This window comes from Kitasatospora sp. NPDC003701 (assembly GCF_053587085.1).
Genome location: NZ_JBSFNM010000015.1, coordinates 99,101 through 118,003, shown reverse-complemented (window position 1 = coordinate 118,003; position 18,903 = coordinate 99,101). Strand labels below are relative to the sequence as shown.

Below are 18,903 nucleotides of genomic sequence, written 5' to 3'. Positions count from 1 at the left end.
CCGCCCGACCTTCATCCGGAGGCCGGTCGCGCCCGGCGAATCTCCGGAATCAATCACCGGTTTCCGGACAATTGCCCGTAGCTCGGACGGCCGAGCGGTGGCGAGACACCTTATCTCCCACCGGGGTTTGTCCGGAGGTAGCGGTGCCGGTTGCTTGTCGTACGGGATGATGTTGACGTGCAGACCCCGGAACGCGCCCAGTCGACGCCCTCGAGCCCCGCCTCCCGGATCCTGGCCGAGGAGGCCCGGCCCGGGCCGGACCTCACCGTGATGCGCAAGCACTACACCCACGAGGGCCTGGTCGAGGAGAAGCTCGCGGCGGACCCGATCGCCCAGTTCACCCGCTGGTTCCACGAGGCGGACGAGGCCGGCCTGGTGGAGCCGAACGCGATGGTGCTCTCCACCGCCGACGTCAGGGGGCGGCCGAGTTCGCGGACGGTCCTGCTGAAGGGCTTCGACCGGCGCGGCTTCGTGTTCTTCACCAACTACGGCTCCCGCAAGGGCACCGAGCTGGCCGCCAACCCGCAGGCGGCCCTGCTCTTCCCGTGGATCGCGCTGGCCCGCCAGGTGATCGTGCAGGGCCGGGTGGAGAAGGTCGGCCGGGACGAGACCGCCGCCTACTTCCGCACCCGCCCGCACGGCTCCCAGCTCGGCGCCTGGGCCAGCGAGCAGTCCAGCCCGGTCGGCAGCCGGGAGGTGCTGGAGCAGCGGTACGCGGAGCTGGAGCGCCGCTACCCGGAGGGCGAAGGGGTGCCGGTGCCGCCGTTCTGGGGCGGGTACCGGGTGGTCCCGGAGAACGTCGAGTTCTGGCAGGGCCGCGAGAACCGGCTGCACGACCGGCTCTGCTTCCTCGCCGACCCGTCGGCGCCCACGGGCTGGCAGGTGGAGCGGCTCTGCCCGTGAGCGGGCCGCGGGCGGCGCGGCCGGCGCGGCTGGACGGATGACAGCGGCGCGGTGCGACCGGGTTCCTGAAGATGGGTCAGGTGTAGGATGCGCGTCGCGGACCGGCTCCGAATCCGAACCGAGCCCGCTGGGCCGCGAGACCGAGTGAGGGACTGATGGGCGTCACCGATGCGGGAATCGGCTCGGGAATCGGCTCCGACCTGGTCGACGTCACCGCGCTGCCCCTCGACGGGCTCGACGGGCTGCCCGACACCGTCCTCGGCGACCTGCTCCGCCGGGTGGTCGGCGACGTCCTCGCCCCGGGCGCCGAGCCGGTCGCCGCGTTCCAGTCCGCGCTCTAGTCCGTCCGACGTCGCCCGCCCCGCGGGACCGGGTGCACCGAGGCCGCCGGCCACGGTCTTCGCCAACTCCCCGGCACGACCGGCCGGGTCCACGACATGCTGGGGGGAGAGCGGCGCAGTCGCGGCGTGAACGGGTCCGGGGGGTGCAGTGCGGCCGTACTTCTTCTTCAGCTACGCGCGGCGGGACTACGAGGCGGGGGACGCCTTCGTCGACCAGTTCTTCAACGACCTGCGGGACGAACTCGGCCGGATCGAGCCCGCCGCCGGTGCCGACGAGCTCGCCTACCGCGACACCGAGCGGCTGCGGCTGGGCGACAACTGGGAGCAGCAGCTGGCCCAGATGCTGGCCCGCTGCCGCGCCATGGTCGCGCTCTACTCCCCGGCGTACTTCGCCAGCCTGTACTGCGGCAAGGAGTGGACCGCCTTCCGCGGGAGGGTCCGCCGCCACCAGGAGCTGGCCGGCGACGTCGTCCCGGCGCTGATACCCGTGCTCTGGGAGTCCCTGCCGGACGAACTGCCCGACGAGGTCCTGAAGATCCAGTACGTCCAGCTCGGCATGGGCGACACCTACGTCCGCTCCGGCCTGCGCGACCTGCTGCGCACCGACCCGCTCGGGGCGGAGTACCGGCACGTCGTCCGGGTGGTCGCCGAGCGCGTCCGGGACGCGGCCGCCCGCCGGCTCACCGAACTGCCCGAGTTCGACCTGGGCGCGATCCGCGGCTACTTCCCGGTGGCGCCGCCGGTCCGGCCGGCACCCACCGCGGGGATGGTCCGGCTGTTCGTCGCGGCGGGCCGCGCCTCGGACGCTCCCGCCGGCCGCGCCCCCGCCGCCGCCGCGCCGGAGGGCGGCGTCCACCGCGGCGGCTGGTACGGCCCCAAGCCCTGGCACTGGGCGCCCTACCACCCGCCGACCCAGCCGTCCCTGGTGGTCCGCGCCCAGCAGGTGATCACCGCGGCCGGGCACACCACCACCCTGGAGGAGATCGGCACCGGCCTCGGCGAGAAGCTCGACCAGGCCCGGGAGGACAACCAGGTCAGCGTCCTGCTGGTGGACCCCTGGATGGCCGGCAGCGAGCGCTACCGGCCGGCGCTGCGCGAGTACGACGACCAGAACCACCCGGTCACCGGAGTGATGGTGCCCACCGGCAGCGACGATCCGCTCGCGGGCCCGGAGCGCGACGCGCTGTGGGCCGGCGTGCGCGGCGTGTTCCGCCGCAACTGGCTGCGCCGGAGCGATCCGGAGCACCTGTTCCGGGTCGCGGTGCCCCGGGAGAGCTTCGACGACCAGCTCACCATCATGGTGACGGTTGCTCAGAACAAGCTGATGGACGACAACTTCGATTGGGGGGACGATGTCGACGGTGCTGCCTTCGGCCTCGGCCCCGGCGGTGCCGACGCCGGTCCGGCGATGCCCGGGCTGGCCATTCCGGCGTGGCCGCCAGGCCCTCGCCGCAGCCCGGACGGCGCGGCGGTGCCGCTGAGGGGGGAGCAGGACGATGTTCGCTGAGCCCGGTGTCGAGCAGGAGCGGACCGGACCGGGTTCGGTCGTCACCTTCTACTCCTTCAAGGGCGGCACCGGCAGAACGATGGCCCTGGCCAACGTCGGGTGGATCCTCGCCAGCCGCGGCCTGCGCGTCCTGGTGGTCGACTGGGACCTGGAGGCGCCCGGCCTGCACCGCTACTACCACCCGCTGCTGGTCGACCCGGAGTTGCGCGCCACCGACGGCCTGATCGACCTGCTGCGCTCCTACGTCAAGCAGGCGCTCCCCTCCGCGGCCGGGCCGTCCAGCCTCACCCCCGGTGCCTGGCTGGACGAACCGGGCCGTCTCGACGGCTACATCTGCGGCCTGGCCCTCGACCTGCCGCCCGGCGGACGGCTCGACTTCCTGCCCGCCGGCCGGCAGAACGCGGCCTACTCCGCCGCCGTCACCAGCTTCAACTGGCGCAGTTTCTACCACGGCCGGGACATCCGCGGCGGGGAGTTCCTGCGCGAGCTGCGCGAACGCTGGGCCCGCAGCTACGACTACGTGCTGATCGACTCCCGCACCGGGGTCAGCGACACCTCCGGCATCTGCACCGTGCTGATGCCCGACACCGTGGTCGACTGCTTCACCTTCAGCGCCCAGAACATCCGCGGCGGCGTCGACGCCGCCCGGACCATCGCCGAGGCCGAGGAACGGGCCATCCGGGTGCTGCCCGTCCCGATGCGCGTCGAGGACGCCGAGCAGGAACGGCTCGAGGCCGGCCGGGACTTCGCCCGCGAGGCCTTCGCCCCCTACCTCGGCCGCTGGCTGCCCGCCGAGCGCCGGGCCGGCTACTGGAGCGACGTCGAGGTCCCGTACAAGCCCTTCTACGCCTACGAGGAGGTGCCCGCCACCGTCGCCGACCGGCCGCAGGAGGCGCGCAGCCTGCTCAACGCCTTCGAACGGCTGGCCGGGTGGATCACCGACGGCCGGGTCCGCGCCCTGCGACCGCTCGGCGGCGAGGCCCGCCGCCGGCTCTACGGCGCCTACCTGCGCGCCACCCGCACGATGCCCCGCCAGGTGTACGTCAGCTACGCCCCCGAGGACCGGATGTGGGCCGAGTGGGCCGCCGCCACCCTGACGGGCTTCGGCTACCAGGCCTCGCTGCACAATGCCGCCGAGTCGTACGGCGGCCTGCCCGCCGAGGCCGCCGGACCGCTCGACGGCCAGGGCCGGGTGCTCGCCCTGCTCTCCCCCGAGTACACCGCGCTGCCCCGCGCCGCGGAGGTCTGGCAGCTCCTGGGCGGGCGCGAACTCACCACCGGCTCACCGCTGCTGGTCGCCCTGCGGCTGCAGGGCTCGGACGAGCCGGTGCCCCGGCCGTTCGTCGGCCCGGCCGCGCCCGACCTGGTCCGCTCCTCCGCCGTGCTCGCCGAGTCCCAGCTCTACAGCGAACTCGGCCCGCCGCCCGGCGCGAGCCGCCAACCCGACACCGACAGCGGCGAGTTCGCCGCTCCGGCACGCTTTCCCGGCGCCGCCCCGCAGGTCCAGGACGCGCCCTCGCGCAACGCCTCCTTCACCGGCCGCGGCCGACTGCTCGAACTGCTCCGCAACCGCTTCACCGCCGGACCCACCGCCGTGCTCAGCCAAGTCCTCTACGGCTTCGGCGGCGCCGGCAAGTCGCAGATCGCCGCCGAGTACGCCCACCGCTTCAAGGCCGCCTACGACGTGGTCTGGTGGGTGCCCGCCGAGGAGCCCGCCAACATCCCGCAGAAGCTCGCCGAACTCGCCCCCCGGCTCGGCGTCCAGAGCAGCGACGACGTCGCCCACACCGCCGCCGCGGTGCTCGACGCGCTGCGCCGGGGCCACCCCTACCGGCGCTGGCTGCTGGTCTACGACAACGCCGGGACCCCGGACGAGCTGGCGCCCTGGCTGCCGGCCGGCTCCTCCGGCGGGCACGTGCTGATCACCTCCCGCAACCAGGGGTGGTCCAAGCACGCCGGCCTGGTCGAGGTCGACGTCTTCCTGCGCGAGGAGAGCGTCCGGCTGCTGCGCCGCTTCAACACCGGCCTCGCCCAGGACGACGCCGACCAGGTCGCCGACCGGCTCGGCGACCTGCCGCTCGCCGTCGGCCAGGCCGCCGTCTGGCTCCAGGAGACCTCCATGCCGGTCTCCACCTACCTCGAACTGCTCGACGACGCGCTCACCGAGATGCTCGAACGCACCCGGCTGCGCCCCGCCGAGTACCCGCACTCCGCCGCCGCGACCTGGCGGATCTCGGTCGAGGAACTGCGCGGGGTCAACGCCCCCGCCGCCCAGATCCTGGAGATCTGCGCCTTCTTCGGCCCCGACGCCATCCCGATGCGGCTGCTGTACAGCCGGGCCGTCACCCACGCGCTGCGGCTGCCCCCGCGCGCGCCCCGCGACAAGCTGGCGATCGGCGAGTTCCTGCGCGCCATCAACCGGTACGGCCTGGCCCGCACCGACCAGGGCAGCGAGACCATCACCGTCCACCGGCTGGTCCAGGCCGTCCTGCGGGACCAGGTCGGGGAGGAGCAGCGCACCGGCATCCGGGCCGTGGTGCACGCCGCGCTGGCCACCGCGAACCCGGGCGACCCGGACATCCCCGCCAACTGGCCGCAGTACGCCGAACTCCTGCCCCACCTCTGGCCGTCCGGTGCCGCGAGCAGCGGTGACGAGGACGTCCGGCAGTGGATCATCGACTCGGTCCGCTACCAGTGGAAGCGCAGCCTGCACGAGTCCGGCCGGGAGCTCGCCGAGCGCACCCTGGAGCACTGGCGCCAGGACGGCTACGGAGGCTCCGGCTTCGAGGTCGAGAACGACGCCCAGACCCTGATGCTGCGCACCCAGCTCAGCAACATCCGCCGCTCCCAGGGCGCCCTCCAGGAGGCGTACGAGATGGACAAGGACATCCTGGAGCGGTTCACCGCCACCCTCGGCCCCGAGCACTCGCACACCCTCGCCGTCGCCAACAGCCTCGGCGCGGACCTGCGCTTCCTCGGCCGCTACGAGGAGGCCAGGGCGATGGACCGCAGGACCCTGGACGCCGCCCGGCGCACCCTCGGCCCGGACCACCCCCGCACCCTCATGATCACCAACAACCTGGCGGTCTCCGACTACCTCGCCGGGGACCGCAGGGCCGCCCTCGAACGGCACCGCAGCAACTACCTCCAGCAGCGCGACGCCCTGGGCGCGCACAGCCTGTACGCGCTGTCCTCGGCCAGCAACTACGCCCGCGACCTGCGCGAGACCGGCCGGCTGCGGGAGGCGCTGGACCTGCTGGAGGAGACCGTCCGGATCTACCAGCAGACCATCGGCGACGGCCACACCGACACCCTGCGCGCCCGCAAGAACCTCGCGGTCGCGCTGCGCCGGGCCGGCCGGTACAACGAGGCGCTGGAGATCGACGAGGACATCTACCAGCGCTACCTGGACATCAACGGCGCCGAGCACCCCGACACGCTGGCCGCCGCCACCAACCTGGCCAGCGACCTCAACGCCCTCGGTGACACCGACCGGGCCATCCAGCTCGCCGAGCGGGCGCTCGCCCGCTACCGGGACTACCTCGGCGAGACCCACCCCGTCACCCTGGCCGGCGCCAACAACCTCTCCGTCTACCTGCGGCTGGCCGGGCGGGTCGTGGAGGCCGGCGAGCTGTCCGCGCGCACCCTGCGGCAGTTCCGGGAGGTCCTCGGCGACAGCCACCTGTACATCCCGATCGCGATGATGAACCACGCCAACGACCTGGTGCTGACGGGGGAGGAGGCGGCCGCCCTGGCGCTGGAGGAGCAGGGGGCGCCGATGATGTCCGCCACGCTCGGCGCGGACCACTACGACACCATCGGCATCAACTCCAACCTCGCCCTCTCGCTGGCCGCGGCGGGGGAGGGGGAGCGCGCCGCCCGGCTGCGCGCCGACTGCGTCCGGCGGGCCCGGCAGACCCTGGGCGAGGAGCACCCGACCACGGTGGCGGTCAAGGCCGGGCTGCGGTTGGACTCGGACATCGAGCCGCCGTCGGTGTGACGGGGCCCGGGTGACGCCGTCGGTACGACTCCGTCCGTGTGACACGCTCCTGTTGACCCGTCAGGGGGCGCTAGGCTCGCCGGCATGGTGCCGTTCCGGCAGTATCTGCTGAAGATCCACAGTCGGTGCAACCTGGCCTGCGACTACTGCTACGTGTACGAGGCGGCGGACCGGAGCTGGCGGGGGAAGCCGCGGCGGATGGAACTGGCCACCGCCCGGCAGGCGGCCCTGCGGATCGCCGAGCACGCGGCGCGGAACGGGCTCGACGAGGTCGGGGTGATCCTGCACGGCGGCGAGCCGCTGCTCGTCGGCGCCGCGCACCTCGACGCCCTGCTGGGCGAGTTGGCCCGGGGGATCGGGACCCGGGTGCGGTTCAGCCTGCAGACCAACGGGCTGCGGCTGGTGACGGAGCCCGCGCTGCTGGAGGTGCTGCACCGGTACCGGGTCGCGGTGGGGGTGTCGCTGGACGGCACCGCCGCCGACCACGACCGGCACCGGCGCTTCCCGTCCGGCGCCGGCAGCTGGGCGCGGACGGCCGAGGCGGTCCGGCTGCTGGGATCGGCGGCGCACCGGGACCTGTTCGCCGGACTGCTCTGCGTGGTGGACCTCGCCGCGGACCCGGTCGCCACCTACGAGGCGCTGCTGGAGTTCGCGCCACCCCGGATCGACCTGTTGCTGCCGCACGGCACGTGGGAGGCGCAGCCGCCCGGGGTACGGCGCTCGCCGCCCCAGGCGCCCCCCGCCGGCGACCCGGACGGCGCCCCGTACGGGGAGTGGCTGATCGCCGCCTTCGACCGTTGGTACGGTGCGCCGCGCCGGGAGACGGGCGTCCGGCTCTTCGAGGAACTGGCCGTGCTGCTGCTCGGCGGCCGGGCGGCCAGCGAGGCGGTCGGGCTGGCACCGGTCGACCTGGTGGTGGTGGAGACGGACGGCGCCATCGAGCAGGCGGACAGCCTCAAGGCCGCCTACGACGGGGCTCCGGGGACGGGGCTGGACGTCCGGCGGCACGGCTTCGCGGAGGCCGCCGCCCACCCCGGCTTCCGGGCCCGCCAGCGCGGCCTGGCCGGTCTCGGGCCGGTCTGCGCGGCCTGCCCGCTGGCGGCCGTGTGCGGCGGCGGTCTCTACGCCCACCGGTACCGGGACGGGCGCTTCGACCTGCCGTCGGTGTACTGCGCCGACCTGGCCCGGCTGATCCGCCACATCGCGGCCCGGCTGCGGGCGGACGTGGCGGGGCTGGGTGCGGCTCCGGCGGTGGAACGGGCGGGTTGAACGGGCCGAGGAGAGTGGACGATGGGTGCGGGTGCGGGTGCGGGTGCGGGTGCGGGTACGGCGGCGGCCGGGGGCGTGGCAGGGCTGCCGCGGCACGGCGTGGACCGGGACGTCTTCCGGGCGATCGCGGCGGCCCGCGGCGGTCCGCAGGCCGTGCGAATGCTGCGCGCGGGGCAGCTGAGCAAGCGGGCGCTGCTGCTGCTGGCGCTGCGGCGGGCGCTGCCGGCCGAGGAGGAGGCCTTCCCGGCGGCGTACGCCGAGCTGCGCGCGCTGCGTTCGACCGACCGGGAACGCTGGGAACAGGTGCTGCTGCGACCGGAGTTGGACGCCTGGGCGGCCGACTGCCTGCGCGGACTGGCGGCCGGCGCGGCCGTGCCGCTCGCCGAGCTGGGCGAGTTCGTCCGGGGCGGCCCGGCGGGGGATCGCGCGCCGCTGGAGTGCGACGGGCTGCGCTGGACGCCCGTGATCGACCATGCCGGCCCGCGGTGGGCGGGGTACGGGCAGCCGGTCGCGGGGCCGCTTGCTGCGGACGAACTCGCCCGGTGGCGGGCGGCGCTGGCCCGGGCGTGGCGCATCCTGGTGCGCCGCCACCGCCCGCACGCGGAGGCCGTGGCGGCCTGTGTCACCACCCTGGTGCCGCTGCGCCCGGCTCCGGACGGTTCGGCGGTCAGCGCGGCGGCCCGCCGGGCGTACGGCGCGGTCGCGACCTCGCTCCCGGCCGAGCCGGTGCTGCTGGCGCTGGCCCTGGTGCACGAGTTCCTGCACGTCCAACTGGGCGCCCTGCTGGACCTCGTGCCGCTCCACCACCCCAACGGCGCCGCGGTGCACCACGCTCCCTGGCGTCCCGACCTCCGGCCGGTCGGCGCCCTGCTCCAGGGCACCTACGCGCACCTGGGCGTCGTGGACTTCTGGCGGGGCGAGCTGGCCGCCGGGGCGCCGGGCCGGGCCCGGGCGGAGCGGGAGTTCCTCCGCTGGCGGGCGCACACCGACGCCGCCGGCGACACGCTGCTGGGCAGTGGGGAGCTGACGCCCTCCGGCCGGGAGTTCACCGCGGAGATCGTGCGCAGGGTACGCGAATTCGATGAGGCGGGCGCTCGGCGCGCGACCGGTGAACGGGTGAATCCATGACCGTTCGAGCGGGAATTCCCGGAGTGGCCGCCGAATTCCGGAAGGAGAGCGCGCGGAGCCCGTCCGACCGCTCCGTTGGCGGTCGGTCAGGAGCCTTGAGGCGGAACCCTGTTGGCGGCGGAGCGGGGTGCGGCCCGCCGTTCGCAGGGTCGGCCGAGCGCCGGCCGTCACCGGGAGGCGCGCCCCCGTCGATCCGGCCCGGGGGTGCCCCGGCGGGCACCGCGTGCACGTCCCCGGGTCGGACCCAACGGGCTCGGCAGGTCTCTCGGCGCGTGGAAAGGCGAGTGCGCGACCGCTGAACGAGTGAATTTTGGGCTACGAGGCGCCCAGTTCCAGGGCGGATGCCGACTTGCCCGGCGAAGGTGCCGTGCATGGGCATCGCGTCGGCCTTGCTGGCGATAGATTGGAGCGATCGAGGTTACCCATCCTCGCCAGGGCCTAACCGCGCCATAAGGAACGAATATGACACCGGTAACCAGCACCAGGCCAGCCAGCACCCTGACGGACACTCAGGACGCGCTGGAACGCCCCTCCCTCGCCGACCTGGCCGCGCTGGGCGCGGAGGAGCTCACCGCCCGACTGCGCCGCGCCGTCCCAGGGGCGGATTCCGGACTGGTCCCGGTCGCGGCCTTCAATTCCTCGATCTGACCGACCCGTTCCTTTGTCGGTCCGGTTTTCCGCCGAGCGCATCCAATTGAATCAGATCCGGTGATGACGCGAATTCCGCTGCCATTGACGCAATTCGTGGTCAAGATGCACAGCCGTTGCGACCTCGCCTGCGACCACTGCTATGTCTACGAGCACGCGGACACCAGTTGGCGCGGGCGGCCGAAGGTCGTCGGTGACCGTGTCCTGGCCAGGGCCGCCGAACGCATCGGCGAGCACGCGGCCACGCACCGGCTGTCCGCCGTCCGGGTCGTCCTGCACGGGGGAGAGCCCCTGCTGGCCGGCCCGGACCGGTTGCGCCGCGCGGCCGAGGGGTTCCGGGCGGCGCTCCCGCCCGGCTGCGCGCTCGACCTGCGCATCCACACCAACGGGGTGCTGCTGAGCCCCGCCTTCTGCGAGCTGTTCGACGAACTCGGGGTGAAGGTCGGCGTCTCGCTGGACGGCGACCGTGCGGCCAACGACCGCCACCGCCGCTACGCCGACGGCCGCAGCAGCCACCCGCAGGTGCTGCGGGCGGTGGAGCTGCTGCGGCGGCCCGCGTTCCGGCACCTGTTCGCCGGGCTGCTGTGCACGATCGACGTCGAGAACGACCCGGTCGCGGTCTACCGCGCCCTGGCCGAACTCCAGCCCCCCGCCGTCGACTTCCTCCTGCCGCACTCCACCTGGGACGAGCCGCCGAAACGTCCCTCCGGCGCGGGGGCGGCGCCCTACGCGGACTGGCTGCTGGCCGTCTACGACCGGTGGGAGGCGGACGGCCGCCCGTTCGCCGTCCGCACCTTCGAGTCGGTCCACCGCACGCTCCGCGGCCTGTCCAGCCTCACCGAGTCGCTCGGCCTGGAGCCGTCCGACCTGGTGGTGCTGGAGACCGACGGCACCTTCGAGCAGGCGGACAGCCTCAAGACCGCCTACGACGGCGCGCCCGCGACCGGCCTCGACGTCTTCACCCACAGCCTCGACCAGGTCGCCCGGCACCCCGGCATCGCCGTCCGGCAGGCGGGGCTCGACGGCCTGAGCGAGACCTGCCGCGCCTGCCCCGTCGTCCGGTCCTGCGGAGGCGGTCTGTACGCCCACCGCTACCGAGGTGACGATGAGGGCGGCGGTTTCGACCATCCCTCCGTCTACTGCGGGGACCTCATGACGCTCATCAACGGCATCGCGGGCCGGGGGAATCCGCTGCCGGCCGTGCCCGCGCAGGCGACCGGACCGGTGGTGCCGGCAGCGCTCACCGAGCTCCAGCTCGACGAACTGGCCCGGGGGTACGGCGGCGCGGACACCGTCCGGGCGCTGGGCCGCTCCCAGCTCGCCCTGACCAGAGCCATGCTGGCCGCCGCCTGGGGCGCGTCGGGCCTGCGCCGGTCGGCCGCGTGGGACCTGCTGTCCGCCCTCGACCGCAGCGCGCCGGCGGCGCTGGACGCCGTCCTGGCCCACCCGTACGCGCGCGCCTGGGCGGCCCGGCGGCTCGCGGGGGAGCTCGGCGGGGGCCTCGGGCCGCTGGCCGCACTGGCCGCCGCGGCGGCGGTCCGGGCCGGTCGCGGGGACGCGCTGGCCGTACCCGTCCGTGACGGGGTGCTGCCGCTGCCCACCCTCGGGCGGTTGGTGGGGCTGCCGGACGGGGAGGCGGTGGTCACGGGCACGCCGGACGGCTTCACGGTCCGCACCGCCTCCGGGGAGGCGGTCACCGCGGCGGACCCGCGCTGGCAGCCCGTCCACCGGATCAGGCTGGCCGACGGCTGGACGGTGGGCCTGGAGGACACCGATCCGCAGCGCGACAGCCACGACCACCCCGTCGCGGACCGCCTGCCCGAGGCCGAGCGCCTCAACTGGGCCGGGGCGCTGCGCGAGGCCTGGGAGCTGCTCGGCCACGACCTGCCGGCCTACGCCGAGGGCCTCCGGGCGGGCCTGAGCACGGTGACCCCGCTGCGGCCGGGCCCGGCCGGGCGGGACCTCAGCGCGGCGGCCCGGCAGGCCTTCGGGGCCGTCGGCATCGCCCGGCCCGCCACCGCGCCGGTCCTGGGACTGTTGCTGGCCCACGAGTTCCAGCACGTGAAGCTGGGCGCGGTGCTGGACCTGCTGGACCTCTACGACCGGGCCGATGCCGCGCTCTACCCGGCCCCCTGGCGCCCCGACCCCCGCCCGCTCGAAGGGCTGCTCCAGGGCACGTACGCGCACCTGGCCGTCACCGAGTTCTGGGGCACCCGGACCCTCGCCTACGACGGCCTGCCGGGGACGGCCGGCGACCACGCGCGCCTGCAGTTCGCCCGGTGGCGCCGCTACACCGCCGAAGCCGTCGAACGGCTCGCCGGGTCGGGCTCGCTGACCCCGCTCGGCCTGCGCTTCACCGACGGGATGCGCGCGAGCGTCGCCCCCTGGCTGGAGGTCCCGCTGCCCGCGGCGGCCGAGCGGGCGGCCCGGGCGACGGCGGTGGTCCACGGTTGACCGCGCGACCGCACCGAAGCTGACCGCCCGCCCGCCCCGGACTCCCCCCGTCGGGGCCCTCACCCTGGGGAACCGTCATCCTCACCGAATCCCGCGTCCTCGAGAAGACCGAGCTGGTCGAGCGGTTCACCGAACTCGGCGTGCGCCCCGGCATGGTGGTCCACGTCCAGGCGTCCCTGCGGGCTCTGGGGCCGGTCCCCGGTGGCGCCGGGACCGTGGTCGACGCCCTGCTGGAGGCCCTCGACGCCCCGGCGCGCGGCACCCTGGTCGCCTACACGGCCACGCCCGAGAACTCCGCCACCTCCAGGATCCACGCCGCGGCCACCGCCGGCCTCTCCGCCGCCCAGGCGGAGGCGTACCGCGTGCGCATGCCTCCCTTCGACCCGGTCACCACACCCTGTTCACCGACCATGGGCGCCCTCTCCGAACAGATCCGCACCCGCGCGGGCGCCCTGCGCAGCCCCCACCCGCAGACCTCGTTCGCGGCGCTCGGGCCGAAGGCCGCGGAGATCACCCGCCGTCACGACCTCACGTCCCACCTGGGCCCCGACTCCCCGCTGGGCCGCCTCTACGACCTCGACGCCCGGGTGGTGATGATCGGCGTGCCGATGTCCCGCTTCACCGCCTTCCACCTGGCGGACCTGCGGATGCCCGACGTCCCGCTGCGCGAGTACCGCTGCTCGGGCCCGCACGGCTGGATCTCCTTCGAGGCGCCGGACCTGGACGACCTCCACTTCGAGGAGCTGGGCGACGCGGTCCTGCGCGAGGCCCGGACCGTCGCCGAGTCCCGGATCGGCGGCGCCCGCTGCCGGCTGGTCCCGGTCCGTGAGGCGGTCGACCTGGCCACCGCGGTCCTGCTGCGCCGCCGCGCCCCGGTCTGAGCCGTGCCCCGCCGCGCCCCGGTCTGAGCCCTGCGCCGCGGCGTCGCTCGTGCGCGCCGGGCGCGCCGGGGCGGCTCCGTGCGCGGGTCGGTCGGGGGCGTTCGTTTCGGTCATGTCAATCCGTGCCACCCGTTGTGCTATTCCATTGGGGCCGCAGTCGTTCCTACACTGAAGCCCCGCGTACGGGGACTCGCGGTGAAGAGGTTGCCGGCGAGCCAGGGGGAGGCGCGTGTGAACGACCATGGCTGGGACGAGGACGCCGCCCGGCCGTACTTCTTCCTCAGCTATGCCCACACCCCGAGAGCGGGGGCGCGCGGTGCGGGTGACCCCAACCACTGGGTGCGGCAGCTGTACCGGGACCTCTGCGAGGCGGTGCTCCAACTCACCACCGTGCCCGCGGGAGTGCCGGTCGGGTTCATGGACGAGTCCATGCACCAGGGGGAGTTGTGGGCCGAGCGGCTCTCCGAGGAGCTGGCCACCTGCCGGGTCTTCGTGCCGCTGTACTCGCCGCGCTACTTCAACAGCGTGCCGTGCGGCCAGGAGTGGCACTCCTTCACCCGGCGCCCGGTGTACCCGGCGAACCTCGACTCGGAGCGGACCAGCGGGATCGTGCCGGTGCTCTGGGCGCCGATGAGCCGCTACCGGCTGCCCCGGGTGGCGAGCGAACTCCAGTTCAACCACACCAGTTTCGGGCCGGACTACGCCACCGAGGGCCTGTACGCGCTGATGAAGCTCAGCTACTTCCGCTCCGCCTACGAACTCGCCGTGCACCGGCTGGCCCGGCGGATCGTCGAGGTCGCCGAGGAGACGGTGATCCCGGTCGGGCGCCGGCTGGACTTCAACGCCCAGCCCAGCGCGTTCGACGTCACCGCGCCCACCAAGCAGCTGCGGATCTCCGTCCTCTCCTACCACCAGGGCGAGCTGCCGGCGGACCGCAACCCCGACTACTACGGCACCAAGCGCACCGACTGGCACCCCTACCGGCCCGCGGCCGCCCGCCCGCTGGCCGAGCACGCGGTGCGGCTGGCCCGGCAGCTGGGGTTCCAGGCCACCGTGCACGAGTTCGACGACGAGGCCGAGGCGATCATCGCGGGCGGCGAACCCAGCGCGCCCGGCCTGCTGTTACTGGACCGCTGGGCGCTCCAGGACGAGCGGCGGCGCGAGCTGGTCCGCCGCTTCGACCGCTCCGACTCCACCTGGGTGAGCGTTCTGGAGCCGTGGAACCTGGACGACCCGGACTGCGTCGAGCGGCACCGGGAGATGGGCGAACTCAGCGACCAGATCCTGAGGATCACCCACCGGTCGGCCCGGCCCAGCTTCCTCGGCGCCGCCGGCGGGACGCCCGGGCTCGGCAGCCTGGAGGAGTTCGACGACGCGCTGCCACGGGCCGCGATGAAGGCCAAGTACGCGTTCGAGGGCCGCACCAGGACCGAGCCCGACGAACCGGCGCCGCCGCGGCCCAATCTGCGCGACGCCTTCCGGCAGGGGCGCGGCCGGGACGGGCCGGGCTCCACTCCCTTCGGCCACGACGACCACCCAGCCAGCGACTTAGGCGACCGCCCGGACGACGGGACGCCGCCCGGGGGAGGAACGACATGAGCGAGCGAACCATCCAGGGGTGCGCGTCTCGCGGAGCGACCGCCGAGCGCGGCGAGGTGGGGGCAATGAGCGAGCGAATCATCGGGGCCCGCGCGTTTCGCGGAGCGACCGCCGGGTGCAGCGAGGTGGGGGCATGAGCGAGAACCGCACCAGGAACCTCCGCATCGGCGGCCTGACCGCGGCCGAACTCGCCGCCCAGCGCGAGGCGGAGCAGGACCGGCAGGGCCGGGTCATCACCTTCTACTCCTACAAGGGCGGCACCGGGCGCACCATGGCGCTGGCCAACACCGCCTGGATCCTGGCGGCCAACGGCTTCCGGGTGCTCACCGTGGACTGGGACCTGGAGGCGCCGGGCCTGGCCAAGTTCTTCCACCCCTTCCTCGACCCGGCGGTGCTGGCCGGCACCACCGGGATGATGGACCTGATCGCCGAGTACCGGGAGGAGGCGCTGCGGCCGGTCGAGCACGAGGAGGGCTGGCACCTCGACTTCGCCCGGGTGCACCCGCACGCGCTCTCGCTCTCCTGGCCGCTGTTCCCCGGCGGCGGGAGCCTGGACTTCCTCTCCGCGGGCCAGTTCAACCGGGACTACTCCGAGGCCGTCACCCACCTGGACTGGGACATCTTCTACGACCGCTTCGACGGCGGGCAGTTCTTCGACGCGCTCAAGGCCGACATGAGCAAGCGCTACGACTACGTGCTGATCGACTCCCGCACCGGCCTGTCCGACATCGCCGAGATCTGCACCGTCCAGATGCCCGACGACCTGGTGGTCTGCTTCACCCTGAGCGACCAGTCGATCGACGGCGCCTCCCGGATCGCCCAGCACATCCACGACCGCTACCGCGAGCGCGGCATCCGCATCCTGCCGGTGCCGATGCGCATCGACGAGGGCGAGAAGGAGAAGGCGGACGCCGGCCGGGCGCTGGCCCGGATCCGCTTCGACGGCCTGCCGGCCGGCCTGTCGGGCGAGGAACTGGCCCACTACTGGGGCTCGGTGGAGATCCCGTACCGGCCGTTCTACGCCTACGAGGAGATCCTGGCGACCTTCGGCGACCAGGGCGGCACCCAGACCTCGATGCTGGCCGCCTGCGAGCGGCTGACCGGCGTGATCACCAACGGCCGGGTCGCCTCGCTGCCGACGGTCGACGAGGAGGTCCGGCTGCGCTACGTCGACGCCTTCACCCGGCGCCGCCCGTCCGTCCCGGCCGACCTCTACCTCTCCTACGTCCCCGAGGACCGGATGTGGGCGGACTGGATCGAGTCGGTGCTGACCAGGGCCGGCTTCCGGGTGCTGCCCCGGGACCTCAGCGCCGGCTCCGACCCGCGCCAGGAGACCGAACGCGGCATAGACGCCGCCTACCGGACGGTCGCCGTGCTCTCGCCCGCCTACCAGCGCTCGCCGCAGGCCCGCGCGCTCTGGGAGTCCGTGGTCAACTCCGACCCGTCCGGCACCCGCCGCCAGCTCGTCCCGGTCCGGGTCGGCGACGTCCGGCTCACCGCGCCGTTCAGCAACCGCAACCCGGTCGACCTGGTCGGCCGGGACGAGACGGCGTCCGTGCAGACCCTGTTGCGCGCCCTCGGCCGGGCCGACGTGCCGCTCGCCGAGACCACCGGCACCGGACCGCGCTTCCCCGGCAGCAAGCCGCAGGTCTGGGACGTGCCGCCGCGCAACCCCTCCTTCACCGGACGCGCCGCCGTCCTGGAGCAGCTGCGCAACCAGCTGCGCGGCGGCATGGCCGCCGTGCTGCCCACCCCGCAGACGCTTTACGGGCTCGGCGGCGTCGGCAAGACCCAGGTGGCACTGGAGTACGCGCACCGCTTCATGTCTGACTACGACCTGGTCTGGTGGATCGACGCCGAGCAGACCGAGCTGGTCGCCCCGGCGCTGGCCGACCTGGCCCGCCGGCTCGGTCTGCGGGTCGGCGACTCGGTCACCGAGGCCGCCGAGGCGGCCCGCGAGGCGCTGCGCCGCGGCGTGCCCACCTCCCGCTGGCTGCTGATCTTCGACAACGCCGACGAGCCGGCCGAGATCCGCCGGTTCTTCCCCGGCGGCTCCGGCCACATCCTGGTCACCTCCCGCAACCAGGCCTGGTCCGGGCACGCGGAGGCGCTGGAGGTGGACGTCTTCACCCGCGGCGAGAGCGTCGAGCACCTGTGCCGCCGCGCCCGCGGGCTCTCCCGCGCCGACGCCGACCGGGTGGCCGAGGCGGTCGGCGACCTGCCGCTGGCCGTCGAGGTCGCCGCCGCCTGGCTGGACACCACCGGCACGCCGGTGGACACCTACGTCGCCCAGCTGCAGGCCGAGGCCGCCCGCGCGCTGGCCGGCGCCCGCCCGGCCGACTACCCGACGCCGGTCGGCGCGACCTGGAACGTCTCGATCGGCCGGCTGCGCACGCAGTCCCCGGCGGCGGTGCGACTGCTCCAGCTCTGCGCGTTCTTCGCGCCGGAGCCGATCTCGATGAACCTGTTCTACAGCGACCAGATGATCCGCGCGCTGGTGCAGTACGACGCCGACCTCAGCGACAAGTTCATGCTGGGCAAGGTGATCCAGGCGATCGGCCGGTACGCGCTCGCCAAGGTCGACGCCGGCACCAACAGCTTCCAGGTGCACCGGCTGGTCCAGGCGGTGATCCGGGCCGAGATGACCGAGGACGAGCAGGAGATCGCCGTCCACGAGGTGCACCGCATCCTCACCGGGGCCCGGCCCGTCCTCGGCGACACCGACGACCCGGCCAACTGGCCCGCCTTCGACGAGATCTGGCCGCACCTGTCGCCCTCCAAGGCGCACAACTGCGACGAGGCGGACACCCGGCAGCTGCTCATCGACCGCGTCCGCTACCTGTGGAAGCGCGGCGAGCTGGACCGCGCCCGGGACCTCGGCCACGCCCTGGACGCGGAGTGGACCGGCAAGCTCGGCGAGGACGACCGGCAGACCCTGCTGCTGCGCTTCCAGCTCGCCAACGTGCTCCGCTCGCAGGGCAACTACGCCGAGGCGCTGGCCCTGGACGAGTCCACCCTGGAGCGCCAGCGGGCCCTGCTGGGCGAGCACCACCCGTACACCCTGATGACCGCGGGCTCGCTCGGCGCCGACCGCCGGGCCCTCGGCCGGTTCCAGGAGGCGCTCGACCTGGACCGCGAGATCCTGGACCAGTTCCGGGAGTTGTTCGGCGACGACAACCCGCGCACGCTCTCCATGGCGAACAACCTGGCCATCGACTTCCGGCTGGTCGGCGACAGCGAGGCCGCCCGCGAGCTCGACCAGGAGACCCTGGACCGGCGCACCGCGGTGCTCGGCCCGCGGCACCCGTACACCCTCTCCACCAAGTCCAACCTCGCCCGGGACCTGCGCGAACTCGGCGACTACCGGGGCTCGGTGGAGCTGCTGCAGGAGGTCACCAACGACCTCGGCGACGTGCTGGACCCGGACCTGCCGGAGAACCTGCGCAACGCCAAGTCGCTGGCCGTCTCGCTGCGCCGGACCGGCCAGCTGGCCGAGGCCCGCCGGATCACCAAGGAGACCTACGAGCGCTACCTGGAGCGCTACGGCGCCGACGCACCCGACGCGCTGGCCTGCGCGCTCAACCTGGCCGCCGACCACAGCGCCTCCGGCGACAAGGAGGCCGCCCGCGACCTCTGCACCACCGTGTACGAGGGCCACCGCCGGCTGTTCGGCGAGGAACACCCGTTCACCCTGGCCTGCGCCAACAACCTCGGCATCTACCTGCGGGGCAGCGGCGACATCCAGGGGGCCATCGCGCGCGGCCGGGACACCGTGGACGGGCTCACCGGCTCGGTCGGCCCGGAGCACCCGTACACCCTCAACGCGATGATCAACCTGGCCAACGCCCACGGGGACGCCGGCCAGCTCGGCCTCGCCGAGGAGCTGGGCCGCCGCGCGTACACGGGCCTGTGCGAGCGCTACACGCCCCGCCACCCGGACGCGGTGGCCTGCGAGGCCAACCTGGCCGTCACCCTGCGCGCCGCCGGGCGGCACAGCCAGGCCGCCGAGCTGCGGGCCCGGGCGATCGCCGAGCTGATCCGCCAGTTCGGCGAGGAGCACCCCAACACCGTCGCGGCCCGCGGCTGGAAGCGGATCAACCGCGACCTGGAGCCGCAGCCGGTGTGACCGGGGCGTCGCCGGGAGGACAGCACGCCGACACCCCGCCGCAGGGC

The 18,903-nt window shown here is 74.1% G+C and carries 11 protein-coding genes; all 11 read left to right on the top strand.

Translation table 11 applies throughout. From position 1 onward, the window contains the following. Window positions 1-270: 270 nt before the first annotated feature. The 11 genes from pdxH to fxsT (ACWDRR_RS16795) all read left to right on the top strand — a co-directional run bounded on the left by pdxH (window position 271) and on the right by fxsT (ACWDRR_RS16795) (window position 18,856). Window positions 271-903 carry a pyridoxamine 5'-phosphate oxidase gene (gene pdxH, locus ACWDRR_RS16845; protein WP_449773010.1) on the top strand — a complete coding sequence of 211 codons (633 nt, stop codon included), beginning with the start codon at window positions 271-273 and terminating at the stop codon, window positions 901-903. 155 nt (window positions 904-1,058) lie between these two features. Beyond that, window positions 1,059-1,244 (top strand): FxSxx-COOH cyclophane-containing RiPP peptide, encoded by a 186-nt coding sequence (gene fxsA, locus ACWDRR_RS16840; RefSeq protein WP_449772942.1) that lies wholly within the window; start codon window positions 1,059-1,061, stop codon window positions 1,242-1,244. A gap of 148 nt (window positions 1,245-1,392) precedes the next feature. Next, entirely contained in the window at window positions 1,393-2,751 is a 1,359-nt protein-coding gene (locus ACWDRR_RS16835) for a TIR-like protein FxsC (RefSeq protein WP_449772941.1), read from the top strand. Beyond that, complete coding sequence (gene fxsT, locus ACWDRR_RS16830; protein WP_449772940.1) at window positions 2,741-6,751, top strand: FxSxx-COOH system tetratricopeptide repeat protein; 4,011 nt, start codon at window positions 2,741-2,743, stop codon at window positions 6,749-6,751. Before ACWDRR_RS16835 ends, fxsT (ACWDRR_RS16830) begins: the two co-directional genes overlap by 11 nt. 84 nt (window positions 6,752-6,835) lie before the next feature. Continuing rightward, window positions 6,836-8,020, top strand: a complete 1,185-nt coding sequence (locus ACWDRR_RS16825) for an FxsB family cyclophane-forming radical SAM/SPASM peptide maturase (RefSeq protein ID WP_449772939.1) — start codon at window positions 6,836-6,838, stop codon at window positions 8,018-8,020. A 21-nt stretch (window positions 8,021-8,041) separates the two neighbouring features. After that, a complete protein-coding gene (locus ACWDRR_RS16820) occupies window positions 8,042-9,148 on the top strand; it encodes an aKG-HExxH-type peptide beta-hydroxylase (protein WP_449772938.1) in 1,107 nt (368 codons plus the stop codon). A gap of 462 nt (window positions 9,149-9,610) precedes the next feature. Beyond that, complete coding sequence (locus tag ACWDRR_RS16815) at window positions 9,611-9,796, top strand: hypothetical protein (RefSeq protein WP_449772937.1); 186 nt, start codon at window positions 9,611-9,613, stop codon at window positions 9,794-9,796. Window positions 9,797-9,859: 63 nt separating this feature from the next. Continuing rightward, window positions 9,860-12,250: an FxsB family cyclophane-forming radical SAM/SPASM peptide maturase gene (locus ACWDRR_RS16810; RefSeq protein WP_449772936.1), complete on the top strand. Its 2,391-nt coding sequence runs from the start codon at window positions 9,860-9,862 to the stop codon at window positions 12,248-12,250. Window positions 12,251-12,390: 140 nt separating this feature from the next. Then, on the top strand, window positions 12,391-13,131 hold the full coding sequence (locus tag ACWDRR_RS16805; protein WP_449772935.1) for an aminoglycoside N(3)-acetyltransferase: 741 nt from the start codon (window positions 12,391-12,393) through the stop codon (window positions 13,129-13,131). A gap of 231 nt (window positions 13,132-13,362) precedes the next feature. Then, window positions 13,363-14,730 carry a TIR-like protein FxsC gene (locus ACWDRR_RS16800; RefSeq protein ID WP_449772934.1) on the top strand — a complete coding sequence of 456 codons (1,368 nt, stop codon included), beginning with the start codon at window positions 13,363-13,365 and terminating at the stop codon, window positions 14,728-14,730. Window positions 14,731-14,863: 133 nt separating this feature from the next. After that, window positions 14,864-18,856, top strand: a complete 3,993-nt coding sequence (fxsT, locus tag ACWDRR_RS16795; RefSeq protein WP_449772933.1) for an FxSxx-COOH system tetratricopeptide repeat protein — start codon at window positions 14,864-14,866, stop codon at window positions 18,854-18,856. Window positions 18,857-18,903: the final 47 nt, after the last annotated feature.

Bases quoted from the DNA above. Each gene is read 5' to 3' on its own strand.
- pdxH (WP_449773010.1), top strand. From the start codon at position 271: ATGCGCAAGCACTACACCCACGAGGGCCTGGTCGAGGAGAAGCTCGCG.
- fxsA (WP_449772942.1), top strand. From the start codon at position 1,059: ATGGGCGTCACCGATGCGGGAATCGGCTCGGGAATCGGCTCCGACCTG.
- fxsT (WP_449772940.1), top strand. From the start codon at position 2,741: ATGTTCGCTGAGCCCGGTGTCGAGCAGGAGCGGACCGGACCGGGTTCG.
- ACWDRR_RS16825 (WP_449772939.1), top strand. From the start codon at position 6,836: ATGGTGCCGTTCCGGCAGTATCTGCTGAAGATCCACAGTCGGTGCAAC.
- ACWDRR_RS16820 (WP_449772938.1), top strand. From the start codon at position 8,042: ATGGGTGCGGGTGCGGGTGCGGGTGCGGGTGCGGGTACGGCGGCGGCC.
- ACWDRR_RS16815 (WP_449772937.1), top strand. From the start codon at position 9,611: ATGACACCGGTAACCAGCACCAGGCCAGCCAGCACCCTGACGGACACT.
- ACWDRR_RS16810 (WP_449772936.1), top strand. From the start codon at position 9,860: ATGACGCGAATTCCGCTGCCATTGACGCAATTCGTGGTCAAGATGCAC.
- fxsT (WP_449772933.1), top strand. From the start codon at position 14,864: ATGAGCGAGAACCGCACCAGGAACCTCCGCATCGGCGGCCTGACCGCG.